At 69.4% G+C, this 21,930-nt stretch carries 22 protein-coding genes; 15 read left to right on the top strand and 7 right to left on the bottom strand.

Features of this window, described 5'->3' with window-relative positions:
* Positions 1 to 4: 4 nt before the first annotated feature.
* Positions 5 to 859, bottom strand: coding sequence for a M23 family metallopeptidase (locus VN378_RS14410; RefSeq protein ID WP_325744252.1), 855 nt, complete (start codon positions 857 to 859; stop codon positions 5 to 7).
* On the bottom strand, positions 856 to 1,590 hold the full coding sequence (locus tag VN378_RS14405; RefSeq protein ID WP_325744251.1) for a hypothetical protein: 735 nt from the start codon (positions 1,588 to 1,590) through the stop codon (positions 856 to 858). The genes VN378_RS14410 and VN378_RS14405 overlap by 4 nt, the downstream gene beginning before the upstream one ends.
* Positions 1,591 to 1,684: 94 nt before the next feature.
* Between VN378_RS14405 and chrA the strand changes: the two genes are divergently transcribed.
* From chrA to VN378_RS14380, 5 genes are all read left to right on the top strand, one after another.
* Positions 1,685 to 2,890, top strand: a complete 1,206-nt coding sequence (gene chrA, locus VN378_RS14400) for a chromate efflux transporter (RefSeq protein ID WP_325744250.1) — start codon at positions 1,685 to 1,687, stop codon at positions 2,888 to 2,890.
* A 156-nt stretch (positions 2,891 to 3,046) separates the two neighbouring features.
* Positions 3,047 to 3,976, top strand: coding sequence for a 30S ribosomal protein S2 (gene rpsB / locus VN378_RS14395; protein WP_325744249.1), 930 nt, complete (start codon positions 3,047 to 3,049; stop codon positions 3,974 to 3,976).
* Positions 3,977 to 4,141: 165 nt separating this feature from the next.
* Complete coding sequence (gene tsf, locus VN378_RS14390) at positions 4,142 to 5,083, top strand: translation elongation factor Ts (RefSeq protein ID WP_325744248.1); 942 nt, start codon at positions 4,142 to 4,144, stop codon at positions 5,081 to 5,083.
* 179 nt (positions 5,084 to 5,262) lie between these two features.
* On the top strand, positions 5,263 to 6,237 hold the full coding sequence (locus VN378_RS14385; protein ID WP_325744247.1) for a GAF domain-containing protein: 975 nt from the start codon (positions 5,263 to 5,265) through the stop codon (positions 6,235 to 6,237).
* Positions 6,238 to 6,370: 133 nt separating this feature from the next.
* Positions 6,371 to 7,888, top strand: coding sequence for an aldehyde dehydrogenase family protein (locus tag VN378_RS14380; RefSeq protein WP_325744246.1), 1,518 nt, complete (start codon positions 6,371 to 6,373; stop codon positions 7,886 to 7,888).
* A 172-nt stretch (positions 7,889 to 8,060) separates the two neighbouring features.
* On the opposite strand, the gene VN378_RS14375 is transcribed toward VN378_RS14380, so the two are convergent.
* Positions 8,061 to 8,591, bottom strand: coding sequence for a hypothetical protein (locus VN378_RS14375; protein WP_325744245.1), 531 nt, complete (start codon positions 8,589 to 8,591; stop codon positions 8,061 to 8,063).
* A gap of 145 nt (positions 8,592 to 8,736) precedes the next feature.
* Here VN378_RS14375 and mce point away from each other — a divergent pair, with 145 nt between their 5' ends.
* From mce to VN378_RS14335, 8 genes are all read left to right on the top strand, one after another.
* On the top strand, positions 8,737 to 9,174 hold the full coding sequence (gene mce / locus VN378_RS14370) for a methylmalonyl-CoA epimerase (RefSeq protein WP_325744244.1): 438 nt from the start codon (positions 8,737 to 8,739) through the stop codon (positions 9,172 to 9,174).
* Complete coding sequence (locus VN378_RS14365) at positions 9,174 to 9,434, top strand: DUF1467 family protein (RefSeq protein ID WP_325744243.1); 261 nt, start codon at positions 9,174 to 9,176, stop codon at positions 9,432 to 9,434. Before mce ends, VN378_RS14365 begins: the two co-directional genes overlap by 1 nt.
* 10 nt (positions 9,435 to 9,444) lie before the next feature.
* On the top strand, positions 9,445 to 9,783 hold the full coding sequence (locus tag VN378_RS14360) for a DUF3088 family protein (RefSeq protein WP_325744242.1): 339 nt from the start codon (positions 9,445 to 9,447) through the stop codon (positions 9,781 to 9,783).
* Positions 9,784 to 9,873: 90 nt separating this feature from the next.
* Complete coding sequence (gene proS, locus VN378_RS14355; RefSeq protein WP_325744241.1) at positions 9,874 to 11,190, top strand: proline--tRNA ligase; 1,317 nt, start codon at positions 9,874 to 9,876, stop codon at positions 11,188 to 11,190.
* Positions 11,187 to 12,488: a lipoprotein-releasing ABC transporter permease subunit gene (locus VN378_RS14350; RefSeq protein WP_325744240.1), complete on the top strand. Its 1,302-nt coding sequence runs from the start codon at positions 11,187 to 11,189 to the stop codon at positions 12,486 to 12,488. Before proS ends, VN378_RS14350 begins: the two co-directional genes overlap by 4 nt.
* Complete coding sequence (locus VN378_RS14345) at positions 12,481 to 13,182, top strand: ABC transporter ATP-binding protein (RefSeq protein ID WP_325744239.1); 702 nt, start codon at positions 12,481 to 12,483, stop codon at positions 13,180 to 13,182. Before VN378_RS14350 ends, VN378_RS14345 begins: the two co-directional genes overlap by 8 nt.
* A 50-nt stretch (positions 13,183 to 13,232) precedes the next feature.
* Positions 13,233 to 13,649 (top strand): hypothetical protein, encoded by a 417-nt coding sequence (locus tag VN378_RS14340; RefSeq protein ID WP_325744238.1) that lies wholly within the window; start codon positions 13,233 to 13,235, stop codon positions 13,647 to 13,649.
* 64 nt (positions 13,650 to 13,713) lie between these two features.
* A complete protein-coding gene (locus VN378_RS14335; RefSeq protein ID WP_325744237.1) occupies positions 13,714 to 14,250 on the top strand; it encodes a hypothetical protein in 537 nt (178 codons plus the stop codon).
* 169 nt (positions 14,251 to 14,419) lie between these two features.
* Here the strand turns inward: VN378_RS14335 and VN378_RS14330 are convergent, their stop codons facing one another.
* The gene (locus tag VN378_RS14330) at positions 14,420 to 14,539 is read right to left on the bottom strand and encodes a hypothetical protein (RefSeq protein WP_235561751.1); all 120 of its coding nucleotides are present in this window, start codon (positions 14,537 to 14,539) and stop codon (positions 14,420 to 14,422) included.
* Positions 14,540 to 15,050: 511 nt separating this feature from the next.
* Here VN378_RS14330 and dnaE point away from each other — a divergent pair.
* Together dnaE and VN378_RS14320 are read left to right on the top strand one after the other, a co-directional pair.
* Positions 15,051 to 18,506 (top strand): DNA polymerase III subunit alpha, encoded by a 3,456-nt coding sequence (gene dnaE / locus VN378_RS14325; RefSeq protein WP_325744236.1) that lies wholly within the window; start codon positions 15,051 to 15,053, stop codon positions 18,504 to 18,506.
* The gene (locus VN378_RS14320; RefSeq protein WP_325744235.1) at positions 18,506 to 18,859 is read left to right on the top strand and encodes a GFA family protein; all 354 of its coding nucleotides are present in this window, start codon (positions 18,506 to 18,508) and stop codon (positions 18,857 to 18,859) included. Before dnaE ends, VN378_RS14320 begins: the two co-directional genes overlap by 1 nt.
* On the opposite strand, the gene VN378_RS14315 is transcribed toward VN378_RS14320, so the two are convergent.
* The 3 genes from VN378_RS14315 to VN378_RS14305 are packed head-to-tail and all read right to left on the bottom strand — an operon-like array spanning position 18,856 to position 21,924.
* Positions 18,856 to 19,653, bottom strand: a complete 798-nt coding sequence (locus VN378_RS14315) for an RNA methyltransferase (RefSeq protein ID WP_325744234.1) — start codon at positions 19,651 to 19,653, stop codon at positions 18,856 to 18,858. The two genes, VN378_RS14320 and VN378_RS14315, sit on opposite strands and share 4 nt — an antisense overlap.
* On the bottom strand, positions 19,650 to 20,540 hold the full coding sequence (locus VN378_RS14310; RefSeq protein ID WP_325744233.1) for a class I SAM-dependent methyltransferase: 891 nt from the start codon (positions 20,538 to 20,540) through the stop codon (positions 19,650 to 19,652). The genes VN378_RS14315 and VN378_RS14310 overlap by 4 nt, the downstream gene beginning before the upstream one ends.
* Positions 20,512 to 21,924, bottom strand: coding sequence for a glycosyltransferase family 2 protein (locus tag VN378_RS14305; RefSeq protein WP_325744232.1), 1,413 nt, complete (start codon positions 21,922 to 21,924; stop codon positions 20,512 to 20,514). The genes VN378_RS14310 and VN378_RS14305 overlap by 29 nt, the downstream gene beginning before the upstream one ends.
* Positions 21,925 to 21,930 lie beyond the last annotated feature (6 nt).

The following is a 21,930-nucleotide window of genomic DNA, read 5'->3' as shown; positions in this document are numbered from 1 at the left end:
GGTCTCAGGCCGCGCCGTTCAGCATCCGGCCGTAACTGTCGACCAGGCTGGTGTAGGTCGGGACGAAATTGACGCTGGCCGGGCTGCCGCCGATCGAGACCGGCGCCTTGAGCTCGAAATGCAGGTGGATGGTGGTGGCGTTGCCCCCGAAGTCCGCCGAGACCTTGCCGATATGCTGGCCCCGCTCGACATCGCGCGACGCCATGGTCGGAAACAGGGCGTTCACGCCCGGCATGTCCATGTGCAGATAGCGGTAGATCCGGCCCGAATCGCCCAGCAGGGTGACGGTGTAGCTGCCGATCGAGGTGATCCGCCCGCTTTCGGCCGCCACGATCCAGTGCACCTTCTTCACGCAGGTGGCCGGGCGGATATCCTGTCCCTGATGGCCGCGGCCGGCGGGGCACATGCCGTTGGTCCACGACCGGGTCTCGCAGAAATTGTCGCGCCACGGATAGGCGTAGTTGCGGGGATCGCACTGGCCGCCCGGTCCCGGCGCGGCGAACCCGCCGTAGCCGTAGACCTGGGAGTTGGCGTAGGCGGGCCCGGCCTCCATCGGGAAACGCATGCCGGCGGCCCACAGGGTCGCATCGGTCGCCCCGCTGCCCGAGCCCGGGGGCAGGGCGCCGCCCGGATCGTGCGGCCAGGTGACGGGTTCCGGCGCCGGCGGAGTCTCCGGGACCGGTTCCGGCTCGGGCATGGGCGCCGGCGGGACCTCGCCGGGCGCGGGGGCGGGCTCGGTCGGCGTCGTCGCGGGCGCTGGCGGGTCGGTCTTCACGGGCGGGGCGGCCGGATCCTGGGCGCAGCCATTCGGCGAGCAGGCCGTGAGCAGCAGCAGGGCCGCGAGGGTCAGGCGCTTCACGACGCGCCCCCGCCGATCAATTGCAGGGTCGAGGCGAAGGCGATGGCCTCCGGCTCGGTGCAGCCGGCCGCGCCCGGCCCTTCGCAGATGAAGCTGACATTATAGGCCGCGCCGAAACGGCTGAAGGTGACGTCGACGCCGTACTCGGTGCGCTCGGTCCTGACGTTGGTCAGCCCCTCGGTCCGGGCCTGGGCGGCGGCGCGTGAAGCGGCTGGCGGAACCCGGGCGGCGGCGATGCGGGGGCCGGCGCGCACGATCGTCGAGGCCGGAGCCGTGGGGCGTACGGCGGTGAGGCTTCCCGCGGTCGGAGGCCTTGTCGGTTGCGGCTGCGCAGCCGGCGCGATCGGCGACTGGAAGGCCTTGGTCGCACCATAGATCTCGATGATCTGCTCGCCCCGCTGGACGACCAGCATATAGTGGCGGTCGCCGGTGAAGATGCGGGCGGTGCGCAGCAGGGCCGGATCGGCGGGCGCCAGCACCGGCACGGGCGATGCGTCCGCGACGGCGAGGACGCGTTGCGATGCCGGGTCCTGGCTCAGCACGCCGCGCAGACGGGCGGCCAGCGGCTCCTTCTGCGCGACCGCCAGGGCGGCGTTGTCCGCGCGCGACCGCGGCAGATCGATCTGGGTCGCCGCGACGGGCGAAGGCGGCGGCTGCTGCGAGGTGGCGACGCCCGCCATGGCGGCGGCCAGAATGACGCCTCCGACAAGCGCTCCGGTGCGGATGTTCATGTGATCGACCCTCCCCGAACCCACCATAGCGTCGTTATGCGAAGCTTGCGAGAGGGCGGCAGACGCGTCGGGGCAAAACTGGCATCGTCGGGCCATGGCTGACGATGTTCATCTCCGTCCGCCGGATCTGTCGTATCCGGCGCTGTTCCTGCGCTTCCTCCGGTTCGGAGTCCTGGCGTTCGGGGGTCCCGTCGCCCAGATCGCCATGATCCGGCGGGAACTGGTGGAGCAGGAGCGGTGGATTTCGAGCGCCCGGTTCAACCGGCTGCTGGCCGTCATGCAGGTCCTGCCCGGGCCTGAGGCGCACGAGCTCTGCGTCCACCTGGGCATCCACGCGAGGGGACGGGTCGGGGGATTGCTGGCCGGGCTGGGGTTCATGCTGCCCGGGTTCGCGCTGATGCTGCTGGCCGCCTGGGCGTATTTCCGCTTCGACATCGACCGTGGTCTGGCCGGTTTTGTCCTGATCGGCGCCCAGGCGGCTGTGGTCGCCCTGATCGTCCGCGCCGCGCACCGGATCGGCGAGCATGTGCTGGCTGATCGGGGTCTGTGGACCATCGGCGTCGCTTCCGCCGGCGCGACGCTGCTGGGGGCGCCGTTCTGGATCATCCTGCCGCTCGGCGCGGCGATCTACGCCCTGGTCCGGAGCGGACGGCGCGGGGCGGCGGCGCTTCTGCTGGTCGCTGGCGTCGGCGTCGTCGTGGTCTGGAACCTCGCGCGGCATGGGGCGCCGACACAGACGCCGGCCGCCGGCCTGCTTTCGAGCGGGGGCGCCTGGCCTCTCCTGTTCGCTTCAGGGCTCAAGGCCGGTCTGTTGACGTTCGGCGGAGCCTATACGGCGATCCCGTTCCTGCGGCAGGACGTCGTCGGCCGCGGCTGGCTCGGGGACGGGACCTTTCTGGACGGCGTCGCCCTGGCGAACGTGCTGCCGGCCCCCCTGATCATCTTCGCGACCTTCGCCGGCTACGCCGTGGGCGGGTTCGCCGGCGCCGTGGCCATCACGGCGGGCGTTTTCCTGCCGGCCTTCGCCTTTTCCATGATCTTCTACGACCGGCTCGAGGCCGTGGTGTCCGAGCCGCGCGTCCGGGCCGCGCTGGACGGCGTGGCGGCGGCCGTCGTCGGCCTGATCGTAGCGACGGCGATCAGCCTGGCCGTCGGCCTGTCGGGCTCCCCGCATCCGCTGGCGTCCATCGCCATCGCCGGCGCCGCCCTCGCGGCCCTGTATGTCGTCAGGACCCGGTATGCGCCGCCGATCGTGCTTTTGCTGGCCGGACTTGCGGGACTGGGGCTCGCCCTGGTCTGATCGCCGCGCTTGCCTTTTGCGCCTATCCCGCCTACATGCCCGCCCACTTCACACGCAGGCGTGGCGCGGCCAGGGAGAAATCCTGTCCGCTCCGTTCCGAGGACTCCGGTCTTTACAGCGCCTGCGGCGGATCAATCGGATAAAGGACGACCCCTCATGGCCCTGCCAGAATTCTCCATGCGTTCGCTGCTCGAAGCCGGCGCCCACTTCGGCCACCAGACGCACCGGTGGAACCCGAAGATGGAGCGCTACATCTTCGGCTCGCGCTCGAACATCCACATCATCGACCTGTCGCAGTCCATCCCGCTGCTGCACCAGGCCCTGGTCGCCGTGCGCGACGTCGCCGCCAAGGGCGGCCGCGTCCTGTTCGTCGGCACCAAGCGCCAGGCCGCGGACCCGGTGGCCGAAGCCGCCAAGCGCTGCGCCCAGTACTATATGAACAACCGCTGGCTCGGCGGCACCCTGACCAACTGGCGCACCGTCTCGGGCTCGATCGCCCGCCTGCGCGAGCTGGACGCCCTGCTGGAGTCCGGCGGGGAGGGCCGGGTCAAGAAGGAGCTGCTGAACCTTCAGCGCGAGCGCGACAAGCTGGAACTGTCGCTGGGCGGCATCAAGGACATGGGCTCCGTGCCGGACATCATGTTCGTGATCGACACCAACAAGGAGGCCATCGCCATCCTTGAAGCCCGCAAGCTGAACATCCCGATCATCGCCATCCTCGACACCAACTCGGACCCGGACGGCATCACCTATCCGATCCCCGGCAACGACGACGCCGCCCGCGCCATCCAGACCTATTGCGATCTGATCGCCGACGCCGTCCTCGACGGCCTGGCCGCCGGCCAGGCGTCCGCCGGCGTCGATCTGGGCGCCGCTGTGAACCCGGACGAGCCGATGCTGCGCGAAGCCAGGGCCCCCAAGGCCGCCAAGGTTGAGGACGCCGCCCCGGCCGGCACGGAAGCCGTCGCCGAGGAAATGATCGCCGCCGCCGAACCGGCAGCCGAGCCGGCCGTGGCCGACGAAGCCGCCCAGGCCGCGACCTCGGAAGCCAACGACGCCGTCGAAACCGAGGAAGCCGCGGTCTAAACGACCCCGACTTTCCATCGACGGCGAAACTGACATACGGCCGGGCCACCCAGTGCGACGATTGTCGCACTGGGCTCTTAATCTAGGAATTCGGAATTGGCCGCGCGGCGGCCAATTCCGGGGCCCCGGCCGTTCCCGCATACGCATACCAAGGAGATATTCCCCATGGCCGAGATCACAGCCGCCCTCGTTATGGAACTGCGCGCCAAGTCCGGCGTCGGCATGATGGACTGCAAGAAGGCGCTCCAGGAAACCGGCGGCGACATCAACGCCGCGATCGACTGGCTGCGCGCCAAGGGCCTGTCCAAGGCCGCCAAGAAGGCCGACCGCGTCGCCGCCGAAGGCCTGGTCGCCGTCGCCTCCAAGGAAGTCGGGGCCGGCGAAGTCGGCGCCGCCATCGAGTTCAACGCCGAAACCGACTTCGTCGCCCGCAACGACCTGTTCCAGAACGCCGCCAAGTCGTTCGCCCAACTGGGCCTCGAGCACGCAACGCTCGAAGGCCTGCACGGCGCCGAGCTGGAAACCGGCAAGACGGTCCAGGATGAAGTGACCCAGCTGATCGCCACCGTCGGCGAGAACATGCAGCTGCGCCGCGCCGCCCGCCTGTCGGTCGATGAAGGCGTCGTCGCCTCCTACGTCCACAACGCCGTCTCGCCGGGCCTCGGCCGCATCGGCGTGCTGGTCGCCCTGCACGGCGGCGGCGACAAGACCGCCCTGCGCGAACTGGGCCGCAAGATCGCCATGCACGTGGCCGCCACGGCCCCGCTGTCGCTGAACACCGACGATCTGGACCCGGCCGCGGTCGAGAAGGAGCGTCAGGTCCTGACCGAGAAGGCCAAGGAAGAAGGCAAGCCGGAAGCCATGATCTCCAAGATCGTGGAAGGCCAGATCAACAAGTTCCAGAAGGACGTGGTGCTGACCAAGCAGCCGTTCGTCATGAACCCCGACGTGACCATCGAACAGCTGGTCGCCGATACGGGCAAGGAACTGGGCCATCCCGGCCTGCACCTCGCCGGCTTCGTCCGCCTCGCCCTCGGCGAAGGCGTCGAGAAGGTCGAGGGCCCGGACTTCGCCAGCGAAGTCGCCGCGATGACCGGCGGCCAGTAGGCTTTCTTCCCTTCAGGGATGATCGGATGAAGGGGCTGGCGGCCACGGGTCGCCGGCCCTTTTTCCTGTCCGGCGCGAGCGCCATGATCGCCCGGCGCACCTCCGGGGAAGCCCGGATTTGACGCCTCCCGGGCGCGGGCGTCTGATGCCGGTCGCAGGAGCCTCCTGGGAGATCGAGCGTGGGCGAGCGGACGGGACGCGACCACGGCAGCCTGATCAGACAGGCTCTGGACGACGGGCCGGGACCGGCGCGCTCGGCGCTGGCCGCATCCTGGCGACGTTCGCTGACGCTCTACGGGCTCGATCCCGAAGATCACGGCCAGGTCGAGACGCTGACGGAGTTCCAGCTGCGCGAGGCGTGCGAGGCGGCGGAGCCCATGGTGCGGGCCGCCCGGAACGTGCTGGATCGACTGTTTCTGGCGGTCGGCGACACGGGTTGCTGCGTCCTGCTGACCAATGCCGACGGCGTGCCCGTTGAACGCCGGGGCGCGGCCGCGGATGACGAGACCTTTCACCGCTGGGGGCTCTGGCCGGGCGCCGTCTGGTCGGAGGCGGCCGAGGGCACCAACGGGATCGGCACCGCCTTGGCGGAGCATCGGCCGCTGACCATTCACCGCGATCAGCATTTCCGCAGCAGGAACACAGCGCTCAGCTGCACCAGCCACCCCATTCACGACCATCTGGGCCGGCTCGCCGGCCTGCTGGACGTGTCCTCGTGCCGGGCTGACGCGACGGCGAGCGTGCTGGGTCTGATCGCGGCGGCGGTGGAGGACGCGGCGCGGGCCATCGAGGCCCAGACCTTCCGCCAGGCCTTCTCCGGCGCGCGGATCGTGCTGGCGGGCGAAGCGGCCGAACGGAACGCCTCGGCCCTGCTGGCGGTGGATCGCGATGATCTGGTGATCGGGGCGACCCGGGCCGCGCGGCTGGCGCTTTCCATCACCGACGAACGCATGGCCGGCCAACTGGCGGCCTCGGAGGTGCTCGGCGCCGGCTCGGCGGAAGCCGGTCTGACGGAGGCCGAACGTGGAGCGGTGCGCCGCGCCCTCGCCCTGAGCGGCGGAAATGTCTCGGCGGCGTCACGGGCCCTGGGCGTCAGTCGCGCGACGCTGCACCGCAAGCTGCGTCGTCTCGGCCTGGGCGGCGATCTGCACTGACCAAACCTGTCGCAAACCTGCGACAGGTTTGCGGCGCACCATGAGGCGGCCGTCTGGCGTCTCCGTCCCGCGAGGTCGAGCCTTCGTTCCAACGACGTCGACAATCGACGCCCGAGGAAACCAGGAGGCTTTCATGACCAGGCCGCAATTCGTTCGCGCCGCCATGCCGAAGTTCAAGACGCGCTATGACAATTTCATCGGCGGCCGGTGGGTCGCGCCGGTCAACGGCCGCTATTTCGAGAACCCCTCGCCGGTGAACGGGCGGGTGCTCTGCGAGGTCGCCCGGTCCGACGCCGCCGATGTCGAGCTGGCGCTCGACGCCGCCCATGCCGCCCGGGACGCCTGGGGCAAGACCAGCGTCGCCGAGCGCGCCGTGATCCTGAACCGGATCGCCGACCGCATCGAAGCCAATCTCCAGACCGTGGCCGAGGCCGAGACCTGGGACAACGGCAAGCCGGTGCGCGAGACCCTGGCCGCGGACATCCCGCTGGCCATCGACCATTTCCGCTATTTCGCCGGCTGCATCCGCGCCCAGGAGGGCGGGATTTCGCAGCTCGACAACGACACGGTCGCCTATCATTTCCACGAGCCGCTTGGGGTGGTCGGGCAGATCATCCCGTGGAATTTCCCGATCCTCATGGCGGCCTGGAAGATCGCTCCGGCCCTGGCCGCCGGCAACTGCATCGTGCTCAAGCCGGCCGAGCAGACGCCGGCCTCGATCCTGGTGGTGGTCGAACTGATCCAGGACCTGCTGCCCGCCGGCGTCCTGAACATCGTGTCGGGCACGGGCGTTGAAGTCGGCGAGCCGCTCGCCACCAATCCCCGCATCGCCAAGATCGCCTTCACCGGCTCGACCGCCGTCGGTCAGAAGATCATGGAATATGCGACGCAGAACATCATCCCGGTGACCCTGGAACTGGGCGGCAAGTCGCCGAACATCTTCTTCAGGGACGTGATGGACGCTGACGACGCCTTCCTCGACAAGGCGCTGGAAGGGTTCGCCATGTTCGCTCTGAACCAGGGCGAGGTCTGCACCTGCCCGAGCCGCGCCCTGATCCATGAGGATATCTACGACGCCTTCATCGCCCGGGCGATCCAGCGGGTCGAATCCATCGTCCAGGGCGATCCCCTGGATCCGGCGACCCAGATCGGGGCCCAGGCGTCCGCCCAGCAGCTGAAGAAGATCCTCGGCTATCTCAAGCTCGGCAAGGAAGAGGGGGCGCAAGTCCTGACCGGCGGCGACGAGGCCGTGCTGCATGACGATCTGGCGGGCGGCTACTACGTCAGGCCGACGATCTTCAGGGGCACGAACGACATGCGGATCTTCCAGGAGGAGATCTTCGGCCCGGTCCTGGCCGTGACCACCTTCAGGACGTTCGACGAGGCCATCGCCATCGCCAATGACACGGACTACGGCCTCGGCGCCGGTGTCTGGACCCGCGACATGAACACCGCCTACCGGGCGGGCCGCGCCATCCAGGCCGGTCGTGTCTGGACCAACTGCTATCACCACTATCCGGCGCACGCGGCCTTCGGCGGCTACAAGAAGTCCGGCATCGGCCGCGAAAACCATCTGATGATGCTGGATCACTACCAGCAGACCAAGAATCTGCTGGTCAGCTACAGCCCCGACAAGCTGGGCTTCTTCTGATCTGGATCAAGGCGGGGCGATCAGAGGCCGCCTTTCCTGCACAGGCTCTCCCGACCGTTAGGGAGCGCATCGAGGGCGCGGGGTGCTGATCTGCTGGCATCCCGCGCCTTTTCGTTGCCGCCGGGGCCGGCATCGGCATTGATGGAACCCGGGATTCGCGCCTCCTGCCGCCTTAGCCGGCGCGCGGCGGGAGGGGCGGCATCGGCTGGCAACCTGTGCGGACCGGAAACGGCGACGCCTCGCCGGGATAGGCGACATCGATCCGGCCCTCGAAATCCTGCTCCACCCGCCACGGGCCGCCGGCTCCGGGCTTCGCGCTCGTGACCCTGATCCGGTAGCCCAGCGACGGCTGAGGCTCGCGGGACCGCTCGCCGGGGGCAGTGAAGACGAAGCCGGCCGCCTCGCCGTCGGCGGCCGCCCCGATCCCGGCGACCACGCCCCCATCCGCGTCGATCACCTGCATCAGCGGCGCGAATTCCCGGGAACTGACGTTCAGGCCGACGCTCTGGCCGGGCCCCAGGGACAACGCATGATCGTTGAACCACCGGCCGTCATCGCCACGCCTGTCGTCGCAGGCCGAGCCCAGCACCCCGCCGAAGGCGAAACCGCTGGCTATCGGCGGCGGCCGGCCGGGCATGACCGGATAGGGCGGCGGCGGTTCCTGCAGTCCGAGCAGTCCGGCGAGGGTCAGCGCGACCACCATGGGTTCCTCCCGATTCTGGACGCCCTCTCGCGTCGTCACGGCCACTGGTAGTCGACAGCGGGCCGCTTGGCGACCGGCGGAACCTGACGTCGCATGGACGGAGAACCGCCTTCTCCACGGGCGCGACACCGGCTAAGGCATCCGCATGATCGGCAAACTGAACCACGTCGGCGTCGCCACCCCCTCCATCGAGGCCAGCGTCGCCCTGTACCGCGACATGCTCGGCGCCACGAAGGCGCATCCGCCCTTCGACCTGCCGGCCCAGGGCGTGCGCGTCTGTTTCATCGACCTGCCCAACGCCCAGATCGAACTGATCGAGCCCCTGGGCGACGACAGCCCGATCCACGGATTCCTGGCGAAGAACCCGAAGGGCGGGCAGCATCACGTCTGTTTCGAGGTCGAGGACATTCTCGCCGCCCGCGACGCCCTGCGGGCGAGGGGGGCGACCATCCTCGGCACCGGCGAGCCGCGCATCGGCGCCCACGGCACGCCGATCATCTTCGTCCATCCGAAGGACATGGGCGGCGTCCTGGTCGAACTGATGGAAACGCCGAAAGCCAATCACAAGACGGGAGCGCACTGATGCCGATCGGCCCGATCACGATGCTGGCCATCTACCTCGTCTGCTGGTGGACGGTGCTGTTCGCCGTCCTGCCGCTGGGCACGTCGAGGGAAACGCATGAGCCGCCGACCGACGGCGCCCAGTGGGGGGCGCCCGAGAAGCCGGACCTGAAGCGCAAATTCCTCACCACGACCTGGGTCGCGGCCCTGATCTGGGCGCTGGTGATGGTCCTTGTCTACATCGGCTGGATGCCGCTGCCGGATCTCGCGCCGCCCGTTTGAGGATTGCCTGATGACCGACCGCCTCTTCGTGCTCAATCCCGGCTGGACCGACGACCTCGGCGGACCCTGGTACTGCCCCGCCGGCGCGGTCGTCGAAGGCGTTCTGGCCTTCTATCCGACCCTGAAGACGCAACTCGACATCACGCGGCTGGACCACCCGCGTCCCAGGCCGCCCGTCATCGAACTGGTCGGCGAAGAGCATCAGAGCTGCCCCATCCTCGTTCTCGACGAGACCTTCGATTGGCCCGAGGCCCGAACCAGCAAAACGACCGGCAGACGCTTCCTGCAGGACCAGGCGATCATCCCCTATCTGGCCGCCCGCTACGGCATCGGCCTGCCGCATCCCTGATCGATCCCGCGCGTTTGTGACGACCGCCTAGCTTTCGCCCCTTCCGAGCGGCTAAAGCGGTGCTTCACCTTTTGTCCCCGGATTCTGCCCATGCGCCTGTCGCGCTATTTCCTGCCCACCCTCAAGGAGGCGCCTTCGGACGCCCAGATCGTCTCGCACCAGCTGATGCTGCGCGCCGGGATGATCAAACAGGAGGCCGCCGGCATCTACGCCTGGCTGCCGCTGGGCCTGCGGGTGCTGAACCGGATCGAGCAGATCGTGCGCGAGGAGCAGGAGCGAGCCGGCGCTGTCGAGCTGCTGATGCCGACCCTGCAGCTGGCCGACCTGTGGCGCGAGAGCGGCCGCTACGACGCCTACGGCCCGGAGATGCTGCGCATCACCGACCGGCACGAGCGCGAGCTTCTGTACGGACCGACCAATGAGGAGATGATCACCGACATCTTCCGCGGCTTCGTGAAGAGCTACAAGGCGCTGCCGCTGAACCTCTTCCACATCCAGTGGAAATTCCGCGACGAGCGCCGCCCCCGCTTCGGCGTCATGCGCGGCCGCGAATTCCTGATGAAGGACGCCTATTCCTTCGACATCGACGAGGCCTCGGCCCGCAAGGCCTACAACCGCATGTTCGTGGCCTATCTGAACACCTTCGCCCGCATGGGGCTGAAGGCCGTGCCGATGCGCGCCGACACCGGCCCCATCGGCGGCGATCTCAGCCACGAGTTCATCGTCCTGGCCGACACCGGCGAAAGCCAGGTCTTCTGCGACCGCAAGCTGGTCGAGATGCCGGCGCCGGGCGCGGGCGTCGACTGGGACGACCTGCAGTCAATCGTTGATCAGCGAACGGCGTTGTACGCCGCGACCGAGGAAATGCATGACGCCGGCCAGTTCGAGGCCCAGACCGCCGAGGGCGACCGCCTGACCGCACGCGGCATCGAGGTCGGCCACATCTTCTATTTCGGCACGAAATATTCCGCCCCGATGAAGGCCTTCGTCGCCGGCCCCGACGGCAAGGACGCGCCGGTCCACATGGGCAGCTACGGCGTCGGCGTCTCGCGTCTGCTGGGCGCGATCATCGAGGCCAGCCACGACGACAGCGGCATCATCTGGCCGGACTCCGTCGCGCCGTTCGACGTCGTGGTCATCAACCTGCGCGCCAGTGACGAGGCCGTCTCCGCCGCCTGCGAGGAGGCCGTCGCCAGGCTCGAGGCGCTCGGCAAGGACGTCCTCTACGACGACACCGACGAGCGTCCGGGCGGCAAGTTCGCCACCGCCGACCTGATCGGCATTCCGTGGCAGCTGACCATCGGACCCAAGGGCGTCGCCGAAGGCGTGGTCGAGCTCAAGCGCCGGGCGACCGGCGAGAAGCTTTCCATTCCCCTGGACGAGGCCCTGGCGAAGGTGCGCGGATGACGGAGGTCGCGGCGGTGAAGCCGACGAAACCGGCGGGGCCGTTCTCGGCCTGGGAGATCGAACTGGCGCTGCGCTATCTGCGCGCCCGGCGGAAAGAAGGCGGCATCGCCCTGATCGCCATCATCTCCTACGTCGCCATCTCGCTGGCGGTCATGGCGCTGATCGTGGTGATGAGCATCATGGCCGGCTTCCGGTCCGAGCTGCTCAGCCGCATGCTGTCGTTCAACGGCCACATGTACGTCCAGGGCCAGATCCTGAGCGATCCCAACCGCGACGCCGCCGTTCAGCGCATCGGCCGCGTCCCGGGCGTCATCAGCGTCACCCCGGTCATCGAGAACCAGAGCCTCGTGCGCGCCGCCGGCCAGACGACCGGGGCCGTCGTGCGCGGCATCCGCCCGCAGGACCTGGACTCCATGTCCTACGTCTATGACAGCCTGTCGGCCGAGGCGAAGCGCACCTTCGGCCAGGGCGCATACGGCGGCGACAACATCATCATCGGCAAGGCGCTGGCCGAGGGCATGGGCCTGCGGGTCGGCGACCCCATCACCCTGTATTCCCCGACCGGGGCCGACAGCGCCTTCGGCAATCTCGGCGGGCTGGAAAAGACCTATCGCGTCGGCGGGGTCTTCACTTCGGGCACGGCCGACTTCGATCGCGCCTTCATCTTCATGCCCCTGGAACAGGCCCAGCTCTTCTTCGCCAAGGAGGGCGTCTGGGACGTCATCGAGATGAAGGTCGACCAGCCCGATCGCGTGGCCGACCTCTATCCCGCCGTCCGCGCCGCCGCGGGACCCAACGCCGTCGTCAGCGACTGGCGCGACCGGCTGGCGGCCTTCTGGGGCGCGCTCAAGGTCGAACGGGTGGCGATGAGCATCATCCTCGGCCTCGTCGTCGCCATCGCGGCCCTGAACATCATCTCCGGCATCGTCATGCTGGTGAAGAACAAGACCCGCGACGTCGCCATCCTGCGCACCGTCGGCGCCAGCCAGATGTCGATGCTGCGCGTCTTCTTCGTCGCCGGGGCGGCCATCGGCGTGGCGGGCACGGCCACCGGCCTGTTCCTCGGCCTCATCTTCTGCCTGAACATCGGACCCATCCAGCATTTCCTCGAGGCCCTGCTGGGCGTCCAGCTGTTCAACGCCGACGTCTACATGCTGGACGCCGTGCCGGCCCTGGTCGATCCGGGCGACGTCTTCTGGGTTACGGTCTGGTCCCTGTTCATGAGCTGTATCGCCAGCCTGCTGCCGTCGTGGCGGGCCGCGAAAATGGATCCGGTCGAGGCGCTTCGCTATGAGTAGTCCCGTCCTCTCGGTCCGCGGCCTGACCCGCACCTACGACTCCGCCGCAGGCCCCCTGACGGTGCTCAAGGGCGTCGATCTCGATGTGCGTCCGGGCGAGGTCGTGGGCCTGATCGGCCCGTCCGGCTCGGGCAAGTCCTCCCTGCTGCACGCCGCCGGCCTGCTGGAGCGCCCGACATCCGGCCAGATCCTCATCGACGGCAAGGACGTCGGCGCCCTGGACGAACGCGCGCGCACCCACATCCGTCTGGCCAAGATCGGCTTCGTCTACCAGTTCCACCACCTGCTGGCCGAGTTCGACGCCCGCGACAACGTCGCCCTGCCGCTGCGCATCGCCGGCGTCGGCCAGGCCGCGGCCCGCGCCCGCGCCGCCGAGGTCCTGTCCGCCCTCGGCCTCGGCGAACGCCTGACCCACCAGCCGGCCCAGATGTCGGGCGGCGAGCAGCAGCGCGTCGCCGTCGCCCGCGCCCTCGCCAACCGTCCGCGCCTGCTGCTGGCCGACGAGCCGACCGGCAATCTCGACCCCGCCACCAGCCAGACGGTGTTCGAGGCCCTGCACGACCTGGTCAAGAAGACCGGCGTCGCCGCCCTGATCGCCACCCACAACATGGAGCTGGCCGGCCATATGGACCGCGTCTTCGCCCTCAAGGACGGCCATCTGGAAGAACGCCCGGCCCGGAGCAAGGCGTACTGAGCCACGCCTGTTGAGATCGTGCTAAGGTTGACGTTCACCCGGAGCCTTCCATGACCGACGCCATCCAGGCCCATCTGACGACGGCGCGCGAGGCCCTGGCCGAGGGCCGGACGCTGGACGCCCGCAACGCCTGGGCCCGCGCCGCCGCCCTCAGCCGCGAGAGCGGCGCGCCCCTGCTGCAGGCCCACGCCCTGCGCCACCTCTCGGACATCGACCGCGAGGCCGACCATCTGGAAGAGGCTCTGGCCCATGCCGAACAGGCGGCGGCCCTGTACCGGGCGAACGGGCAGGGGGCATCCCTGGACATGGCCAACGCCCTGCGGCTGACGGCCCTGGCGCTGGACGGCCTGCGCCGCGCCGGACCAGCGCGAGCGGCCTGGACCGCCGCGCGGGACCTCTACGCCGACAGCGGCGTCGCGGCCGGCGTGTCCGAGTGCGAACGGCGCCTCGAGGCCGACGAGGACTGAGGCCGCCTTGCGCGCCGCTCCGGTCGGACTAGACTGGCGGCTTCAGCCAAAAAGGGAGACCGCCATGACGCGCACCCTGTTTGTTTCCGCCGTTGCTACCGGTGTCATCAGTATCGCGGCCTGCAATCAGGCCGGGCCGGAGGCGCCCGCGGCGCCGGCCGCTCCCGCCACGGCCATCACCCCGACCAAGGCCGGGCATATCCCCGGCGCGGTGCGCGCCGCCGTCCTGACCGCGCGGCCCGGCATGATCATCGCCGAGGCCGAGCTGAAGGAGCGCGAGGGCCGGCGCTACTACGACGTCGAGGGCCGCATGCCCGACGGCTCGGAGATCGAGCTCGATCTGCTCGAGACGCCCGCAGGCTGGAAGGTGGTGGAGATCCAGCGCGACCTCCCCTGGACCGCCGTTCCGGCCGGAGTCCGCGCTGCGGCCGAAGGCGCGCGGGCGGGCTTCATCCCCGTGCGGGTGATCGAAAGCACCCAGGCCGAGGACGGCGCGGTCATCTACGAACTGTTCGCCGACGGCCAGCCGGCCACCCCGGCGCTGGAGGTCCGCGTCCACGACGGCCGGGCCGAGGTGCTGAAGGAAGTCTGGCCGCACTAGGGGCAAGAACAATCGGGCCCGACCCCACTCCGTGCATCCCGGCGAAAGCCGGGACCCAGTGCTTTCGCGACGCACGGTGCAAGGGATCACCAGCGCGCGGTATCGGTGAGACTGATCGCCCAAAGAACTGGGTCCCGGCTTTCGCCGGGATGAGCGGATATCCGGACCGCTACTTCTTCCCCGGAGGCGTCGTAAACGGCGAGCTGCTGCTGACCGCGACGGACGGCTTGGGCTTCTCGGCCTTGGGTTTGCGGACTTCCTTGTTGCTCTTCACTTGACCCTTGGCCATGGCCGCTCTCCTGCGACGCCTGCCGCCGGAAGGGGCGGATGGTGGGTGACGCGCGCCCCCATCCTACAGGGCTGGACGAGTCGCTCACCTCAAATGCGCTTGACGAGAACGCAACGAGAACATAGAACATAGCCGGAACACGCAATCCGGGGACAAAGATCATGGCGCGTTGGGTAAGGGATATGCTGTCGCTGGCGTCGTGCAGCGGTTTCGTCTGGGTGATGTGGCAGGCGGCGCTGCTGACTTCGGCGGCCTGAAGCGGGTCGTAGAGTCCGGACCGGCCGTTTCTCCATCCGAACGTTATCAGGCACTTGGCCCGTACGAGTGGACTCTTCGGACTCTTCGGACTCTGTTTTTTTCGCCGGGCCCCGGTTGAGGGTCTGGCCGGAAGGCTATCCACAGTCCGTCGTCCGGCGGCGGCGGCTCTTCACCGGTTTCCTGTGTTCCGGCCGGACGCGATGTGGGACTCGGGGCAGGATGACATTCCAACCCGGAACGGAGCGACGGCGCTGTGAGTGAAGCGATGGCCAATCAGGGCTTCATCCACCTGCGCGTCCGCTCGGCCTATTCGCTGCTGGAAGGCGCGATCAAGGCGGGCAAGGTTCCGACCCTGGCGGCCGACGCGGGCATGCCGGCGGTGGGCGTGGCGGACCGGGCCAATCTGTTCGGCGCCCTGGAGTTCAGCGAGGCGGCGAAAGGGGCGGGGGTCCAGCCCCTCGTGGCCTGCGCCATCCCCGTCACCGGCATCGGCGGCAAGATCAACGAGCGCTGGGCCAGGGTCCCGACCGTGGTGCTGCTGGTCCAGAACGAGGCCGGCTGGCTGAACCTGTGCGCCCTGTCGTCCTCGGCCTTCCTCGACGCCGGCGCGATGGACGAGCCCAGCGTGCCCTGGACCATGGTGGCCGAGCGCTCCGAGGGTCTGATCCTGCTGTCGGGCGGCCCTGACGGGCCCGTCGATCCCCTGTTCGTCCAGTCCCGCCCTGACGAGGCCGCCGCGGCCCTGACCGAGATGGCGCGGGTGTTCGGCGACCGCTTCTATGTCGAGCTGCAGCGCCACGGGCTCGCCAGCGAAGGGCAGGCGGAACGCGGTCTCGTCGAATGGGCGTACGCCCACGACGCGCCCCTCGTCGCCACCAATGACGTCCACTACGCGAAAGCCGCGCAGGCGCGCTCCCACGACGCCCTGCTGTGCATCGCCGACGGCGCCTTCACCGGCCAGGAGGACCGCCGCCGCATCACCGGCGAACACTGGTTCAAGCCCGCGGCGGCCATGCGTGCGCTGTTCGCCGACCTGCCCGAGGCCTGCGACAACACCATTGAGATCGCCCGCCGCTGCGCCTTCCTCGCTCCCACCCGGGCACCCATCCTGCCGCGCTTCGACGCCGGCGCCGGCCGCTCCGAGCCCGACGAGCTGATGCATCAGGCCCGCGAGGGGCTGAAGGCGCGGCTGGCGGCCGTGACGCCCGTCGCGCCCGAGGCCGACTACTGGGCCCGCCTCGAATGGGAGGTCGGCATCATCCAGCAGATGGGCTTCCCCGGCTATTTCCTGATCGTGTCGGACTTCATAAAATGGGCCAAGAACCACGGCATCCCCGTGGGTCCGGGCCGGGGTTCGGGCGCCGGCTCGCTGGTCGCCTGGGCCTTGACCATCACCGATCTGGATCCCCTGCGGTTCGGCCTGCTGTTCGAGCGCTTCCTGAACCCGGAACGGGTCTCCATGCCCGACTTCGACATCGACTTCTGCCAGGAGCGGCGGGAAGAGGTGATCGACTACGTCCAGGCCCGCTACGGCAAGGACCGGGTGGCCCAGATCATCACCTTCGGCACCCTGCAGGCGCGGGCCGTGCTGCGCGACGTCGGCCGGGTGCTGCAGATGCCGCTGGGCCAGGTCGACCGGCTCGCCAAGATGGTGCCGGCCAACCCCGCCAATCCCGTCACCCTGGCCCAGGCCATCGAGATCGAGCCGCGCCTGCGCGAGGCCCGCGACAGCGACAAGGCCGTGGCGACCCTGCTGGAGACGGCGCTGGAGCTGGAGGGGCTGTACCGCAACGCCTCGACCCACGCCGCCGGCATCGTCATCGGCGACCGCCCCCTGATCGAGCTGGCTCCGCTGTACCAGGACCCGCGCTCGACCATCCCGGCCAGCCAGTTCAACATGAAATGGGTCGAGGCCGCCGGTCTGGTGAAGTTCGACTTCCTCGGCCTCAAGACCCTGACCGTGCTGGACCGCGCGCGCCAGTATCTGGAACGGCGCGGCGCCGCGCCCGACTGGAACGGCCTGCCGCTGGACGATCCGAAAACCTATGAGCTGATGGCTTCGGGCCAGACCGTCGGGGTGTTCCAGCTGGAATCCCAGGGCATGCGCGACACCCTGCGCAAGATGCGCTGCGGTTCGATCGAGGAGATCACCGCCCTGATCTCCCTCTACCGGCCCGGGCCGATGGAGATGATCGACACCTATATCGACCGGAAATTCGGCCGGCAGCAGGTGGACTATCTGCACCCCTCCCTGACCGAGGTCCTGACCGAGACCTATGGCGTCATCATCTACCAGGAGCAGGTGATGAAGATCGCCCAGATCCTGGCGGGATACTCCCTCGGCGAGGCCGACCTCCTGCGCCGCGCCATGGGCAAGAAGAAGAAGGAGGAGATGGACTTCCAGCGCGCGCGCTTCATCGCGGGCGCGTCGGAAAAGGGCGTTCCCGAGGAACAGTCCGGCGGCATCTTCGATCTGGTGGCCAAGTTCGCCGGCTACGGCTTCAACAAGTCACACGCGGCCGCTTACGCCCTGATCAGCTTCCAGACCGGCTGGCTGAAGGCGACCCACCCGGTCGAATTCATGGCCGCGTCCATGAGTCTCGATCTCAGCAATACCGACAAACTGGCTGTCTTCTATCAGGATTGTCGGCGCTTCGATGTGCCGGTGAAGTCGCCGGACGTGAACCGCTCCTCGGCCGATTTCGACGTGGCGTACGACGACGGCGTGGGCGCCGTCCTCTATGCCCTGGGCGCCATCCGCAACGTCGGCCTGGAGGCGATGAAGCATCTGGTCGAGGTGCGCGAGACCGGCGGCCGGTTCACCGACATCTTCGACTTCCTCGAGCGGGTCGATCCGCGCAGCGTCAACAAGCGGGCGCTGGAGAACCTCGCCCGCGCCGGCGCCTTCGACAGCTTCCACTCCAACCGCCGCCAGCTGTTCGAACAGGCCGACACCCTGATGGCCTATTGCCAGAGCGTGGCCGCCGAACGCGCCTCGTCCCAGGTCTCCCTGTTCGGCGGCGATCAGGCCGGCGCAGCCCGCCCGCGCCTGAAGCCGGTCGAGCCCTGGGTCGGGCCCGAGAAGCTGGATCAGGAACTGGCCGCCGTCGGCTTCTACCTGTCCGGCCACCCGCTGGAGGACATGGCCCCGGCGCTGAAGCGCAAGCGCGTCACCTTCGTCGCCGAGGCCACGGCCCTGGCCGAGAGCGGTCACGAGGCCTTCCTGATGGCCGGCGTCGTGCGCCGCCGCCAGGAGCGGGCCAGCGCCAAATCGGGCGAGAAATTCGCCTTCGTCACCTTCTCCGACCCGACCGGCGAGTTCGAATGCCTGTTCCCGCCCGAACAGCTGCGCAAATGCCGCGAGGTGCTGGAGGTCGGGGCCTCCATCATGGTCCGCGTTCGGGCCAAGTCGGCCGACGGCGAGGTGCGCTTCTTCGGCGACGACGCCTCCCGGCTGGACGCCCTGCTGGACGACGGGGCCATGGGCCTGCGCATCCACGTGTCGGCCAAATCCGCCGACGCCGAGGCCCTGCGGACGCGGCTCGAGAAGGCGCAATCGCCGGGCAAGGGCGGGGAGGTCTCCCTGATCGCCTCGCTGGACGGCCGCCGCGAGGTCGAGCTGAAACTGCCGGGCCGCTACCGGCTGGACGGCGCCCTGCGCGGCGCGCTCAAATCGGCGCCCGGCGTGGTGCTGCTGGAGGATGCATGATGGCTGAGATGAAGACCCACACCGGTTCCTGCGCCTGCGGGGCCGTGGCCTATGAGGTCGACACCGACCTCGAGGGGCTGATGGAGTGCAACTGCTCACACTGCTATCGCAAGGGCTTCGTCCTGGCCTTCGTCTCGCCCGACGCCTTCCGGGTGACGCAGGAGGGGCCGCAGACCGAATATCTGTTCAACACCCACAAGATCCGCCACCGGTTCTGCGACACCTGCGGCGTCCAGTCCTTCGCCCGGGGCAGCGGGCCCAAGGGCCCCACGGTGGCGGTCAACATCCGCACCCTGACCGATATCGAGCCCTTCAGCTGGACGGCGCAGCGCGTCGACGGCCGCAGTTTCTAGGCCGGGTCCGTCACGGCATAGACCATGATCCCCGTCGCCACGGCGAGGTTCAGGCTGTCGGCCCGGCCGCGCATCGGGATCTTGACGTTGACGTCGCAGGCGGCCGCCAGGGCGTCTGTCAGACCGGCCTGTTCGTTGCCCATCAGGATCAGGGCCGGATGCTGGATCGAGGCGTCGCGATAGCCCTCGGTCGCGTCCAGCCGGGTGCCGATGACGCTGCCGGGCCAGGTCTGCCGCCACGCCAGGAACTCGGCCGGCGTGGCCCGGGCGATGGCCACGGCGAAGACCGAGCCCATGGTCGCCCGCACCGCCTCGACCGAATAGGGATCGACGCAGTCGCCGATCAGGATCACCCCGCCGCAGCCGGCGGAATCCGCCGTGCGGATGATGGTGCCCAGATTGCCCGGATCCCTGACCTGCTCCAGCGCCACCCAGGCCGGCGCCGACTCCGGCTGGATCGCCGACAGCGGCGTATAGACCTGATCGAATACGCCCAGCACGGTCTGCGGATTGTCCCGCCGGCTGATCTTTTCAAGGATGGCGTGGGTGACGGTCACGACTTCGCCGCCCGCCGCCCGGGTCGCCTCGCGGGCGCGGTCGAGGATCGGATGGGGGCGGGCGTCCTCGCCGATCAGCAGCAGGCGCGGCGCGCGGCTCTGATCCAGCGCCTCGCCGATGAATTTCAGCCCCTCGGCCAGGAACCGCCCCGTCGCCTCGCGCTCCTTGCGCATATGCAGGGCGCGCACGGCCTTGACCGTGTCATTGGTCAGGGAGGTGATCAGCCGGTCTGTCACGCCGACCACCGCGCGAAGAAGCTGAGGCCGATGGCGCGCCCGTCCGCCCCGTCTTCGGCCAGGGCCAGCTCGCCCCAGTCGATGACGCCGCCCCGGTCGGCGGTCGCCTCGGCCATCAGATGCGACAGCGACAGGCCCGAGATACGCGCGGCGTAGGCGTTCAGCAGCAGGAAGGAGGCGTCATCCGACAGCAGGGCGGCGCAATCCTTCAGAAGCCCCGGCAGATCCTCGAACAGACGCCAAACTTCGCCCGTCGGACCCCGGCCGTATTTGGGCGGATCGAGGATGATCCCGTCGTATTTCGACCCGCGCCGCACCTCGCGCGCCGCGTATTTGCGGGCATCCTCGACGATCCAGCGGATCGGCTTGTCGGCCATGCCCGACAGCTCGGCGTTCTCGCGGGCCCAGGCCACTGACTTCTTCGAGGCGTCGACGTGGGTGACCTCGGCTCCGGCCGCAGCGCAGGCCAGACTGGCCACGCCGGTATAGCCGAACAGATTGAGGATGCGGGGCTTGCGCAGTCTGCGGATCCGCCCATCCAGCCACTCCCAGTTCGCGGCCTGTTCGGGGAAGAAGGCCAGATGACGGAACGGCGTGAACCGGCTGGTGAAACGCACGTCGCGCCATGCCAGGGGGAAGGTGTCGATCGGGGCGCCGGCGAAGCGCCAGCGCCCGCTCTCGTCCTCGTCGGTCGGATCGAACACCGCGTCGGCCGCATCGAAGGCGCCCGGATCGCGCGGCGACCAGAAGCACTGGGGTTCGGGTCGGACGACGGTGAACCGGCCATAGCGCTCCAGCTTGCGGCCGGCGCCGCTGTCCAGAAGGGCGTAGTCGGCCCAGGCGCGGGTGACCAGGGTCTCAGGCGACGGGTTCAGGCGCGGCGGCATGAAGGGCTGATAGGCGGAGAGGCCCGGTCGCGTCCAGCACGTCGTGCGTTTCGGGGGCCGCTTCCTCCGCGGCGGGCGCCGCGTCGCGGCGATGGCGGGTCTTGTCCCAGGCGAAGGGATCGCGGATCAGCCTCCACCCGGCGTGGACGAAGGCCAGGCTGAGCAGGGCCCAGTAGGCGGGCGCCGCGATCATGTCGCCGGGACCATAGGGCACGCCAGCGCGCCGCGCTCCGATGGCGCAGGACAGCCAGGCCGAGGCCGCGCCGAGCACCAGCACGCTCAACGCCAGGGCGGGCGTCTCCGGCGGCAGGCCCGCCATCAGGGAAACGAGAATCGTGGCGGCCACCCAGGCCAGCGACAGCCCGTGCAGCGCCGCCGAGACCAGGCCCGCGCCGACGGTCATGACGAGGGCGGCGGAGCCCCGCCAGCCCAGCCGCCAAGGATCGCGCGTGTGCACGCCCCAGGTCTGCATATAGCCCTTCAGCCATCGGGTTCTCTGCGGCAGCCAATTGTCGAGCCCGCCGGGCGGCGTTTCCCAGGTCGGGCGAGATATGACCCCGAGCCGCCAGCCGCGACGCCAGAGCCGGAAGCCGAGGTCGGCGTCCTCGGTGACATTCCAGGCGTCCCAGCCCTCGACCGCGCTGAGCACGTCGGTGCGGAAATGGTTGCTGGTCCCGCCCAGGGGAAAAGGCAGGCCGAGGCGGGCGATGCCGGGCAGGGCGGTCTCGAACAGGCTGGCGTATTCGGCGGCGAACTGGCGGTCGAGGAAGGGCGAACCGTCCGCCGGCCCCCGGCGGCGGATGCGCAGCGGGGCTTGCAGGCAGGCCAGCCGCCCCGTCGTGTCCGCCGCGAACCGGCTGGCGGCCTCGCGCAGCTGAAGCGGGTCCGGCTCGTCCTCGGCGTCATAGACCGTCAGCAGGTCGCCGGTGGCGTGGGCGAGGGCGCAGTTCAGCGCGCGGGGCTTGGTCTGCGGCTTGCCGGGCGGGACCACGAACACCTCCAGCCAGCCGGGCCGCTGCGTGGCCAGGGCGGCCGCGATGGTGGCGTGATCATGAGCTTCCAGCACCAGCAGGCCCTGCAACCGGTCGGCCGGATAATCGATGCGCGAGAGACGGCCGATCAACTGGGCGACGACTTCGGCCTCGTCATGAAGCGCCGCCAGCACTGTGTACCGCGGCCAGACGGTCGGCTCGGTCGGCGGCCGCGCCGGTGCGGCGCTGAGCAGGATCAGGGCTGTGCGCCAGGCTGCGACGGCCAGGAAACCCCAGGCTCCGGCGAGAATGATCCCCCGCCCGAACACCTCCGGGCTGAACCAGGCCAAGGTTCCCGTCGCTGCGAGCAGCGCCGCCATGACGCCGATCTGCGCAGGGGCGAGGCCGCGCATGGCCGC

Origin of the sequence: Brevundimonas sp. (assembly GCF_035561115.1) — a bacterium.
Taxonomy (GTDB): Bacteria; Pseudomonadota; Alphaproteobacteria; order Caulobacterales; family Caulobacteraceae; genus Brevundimonas.
This window is presented reverse-complemented; position numbering and strand designations above follow the sequence as displayed.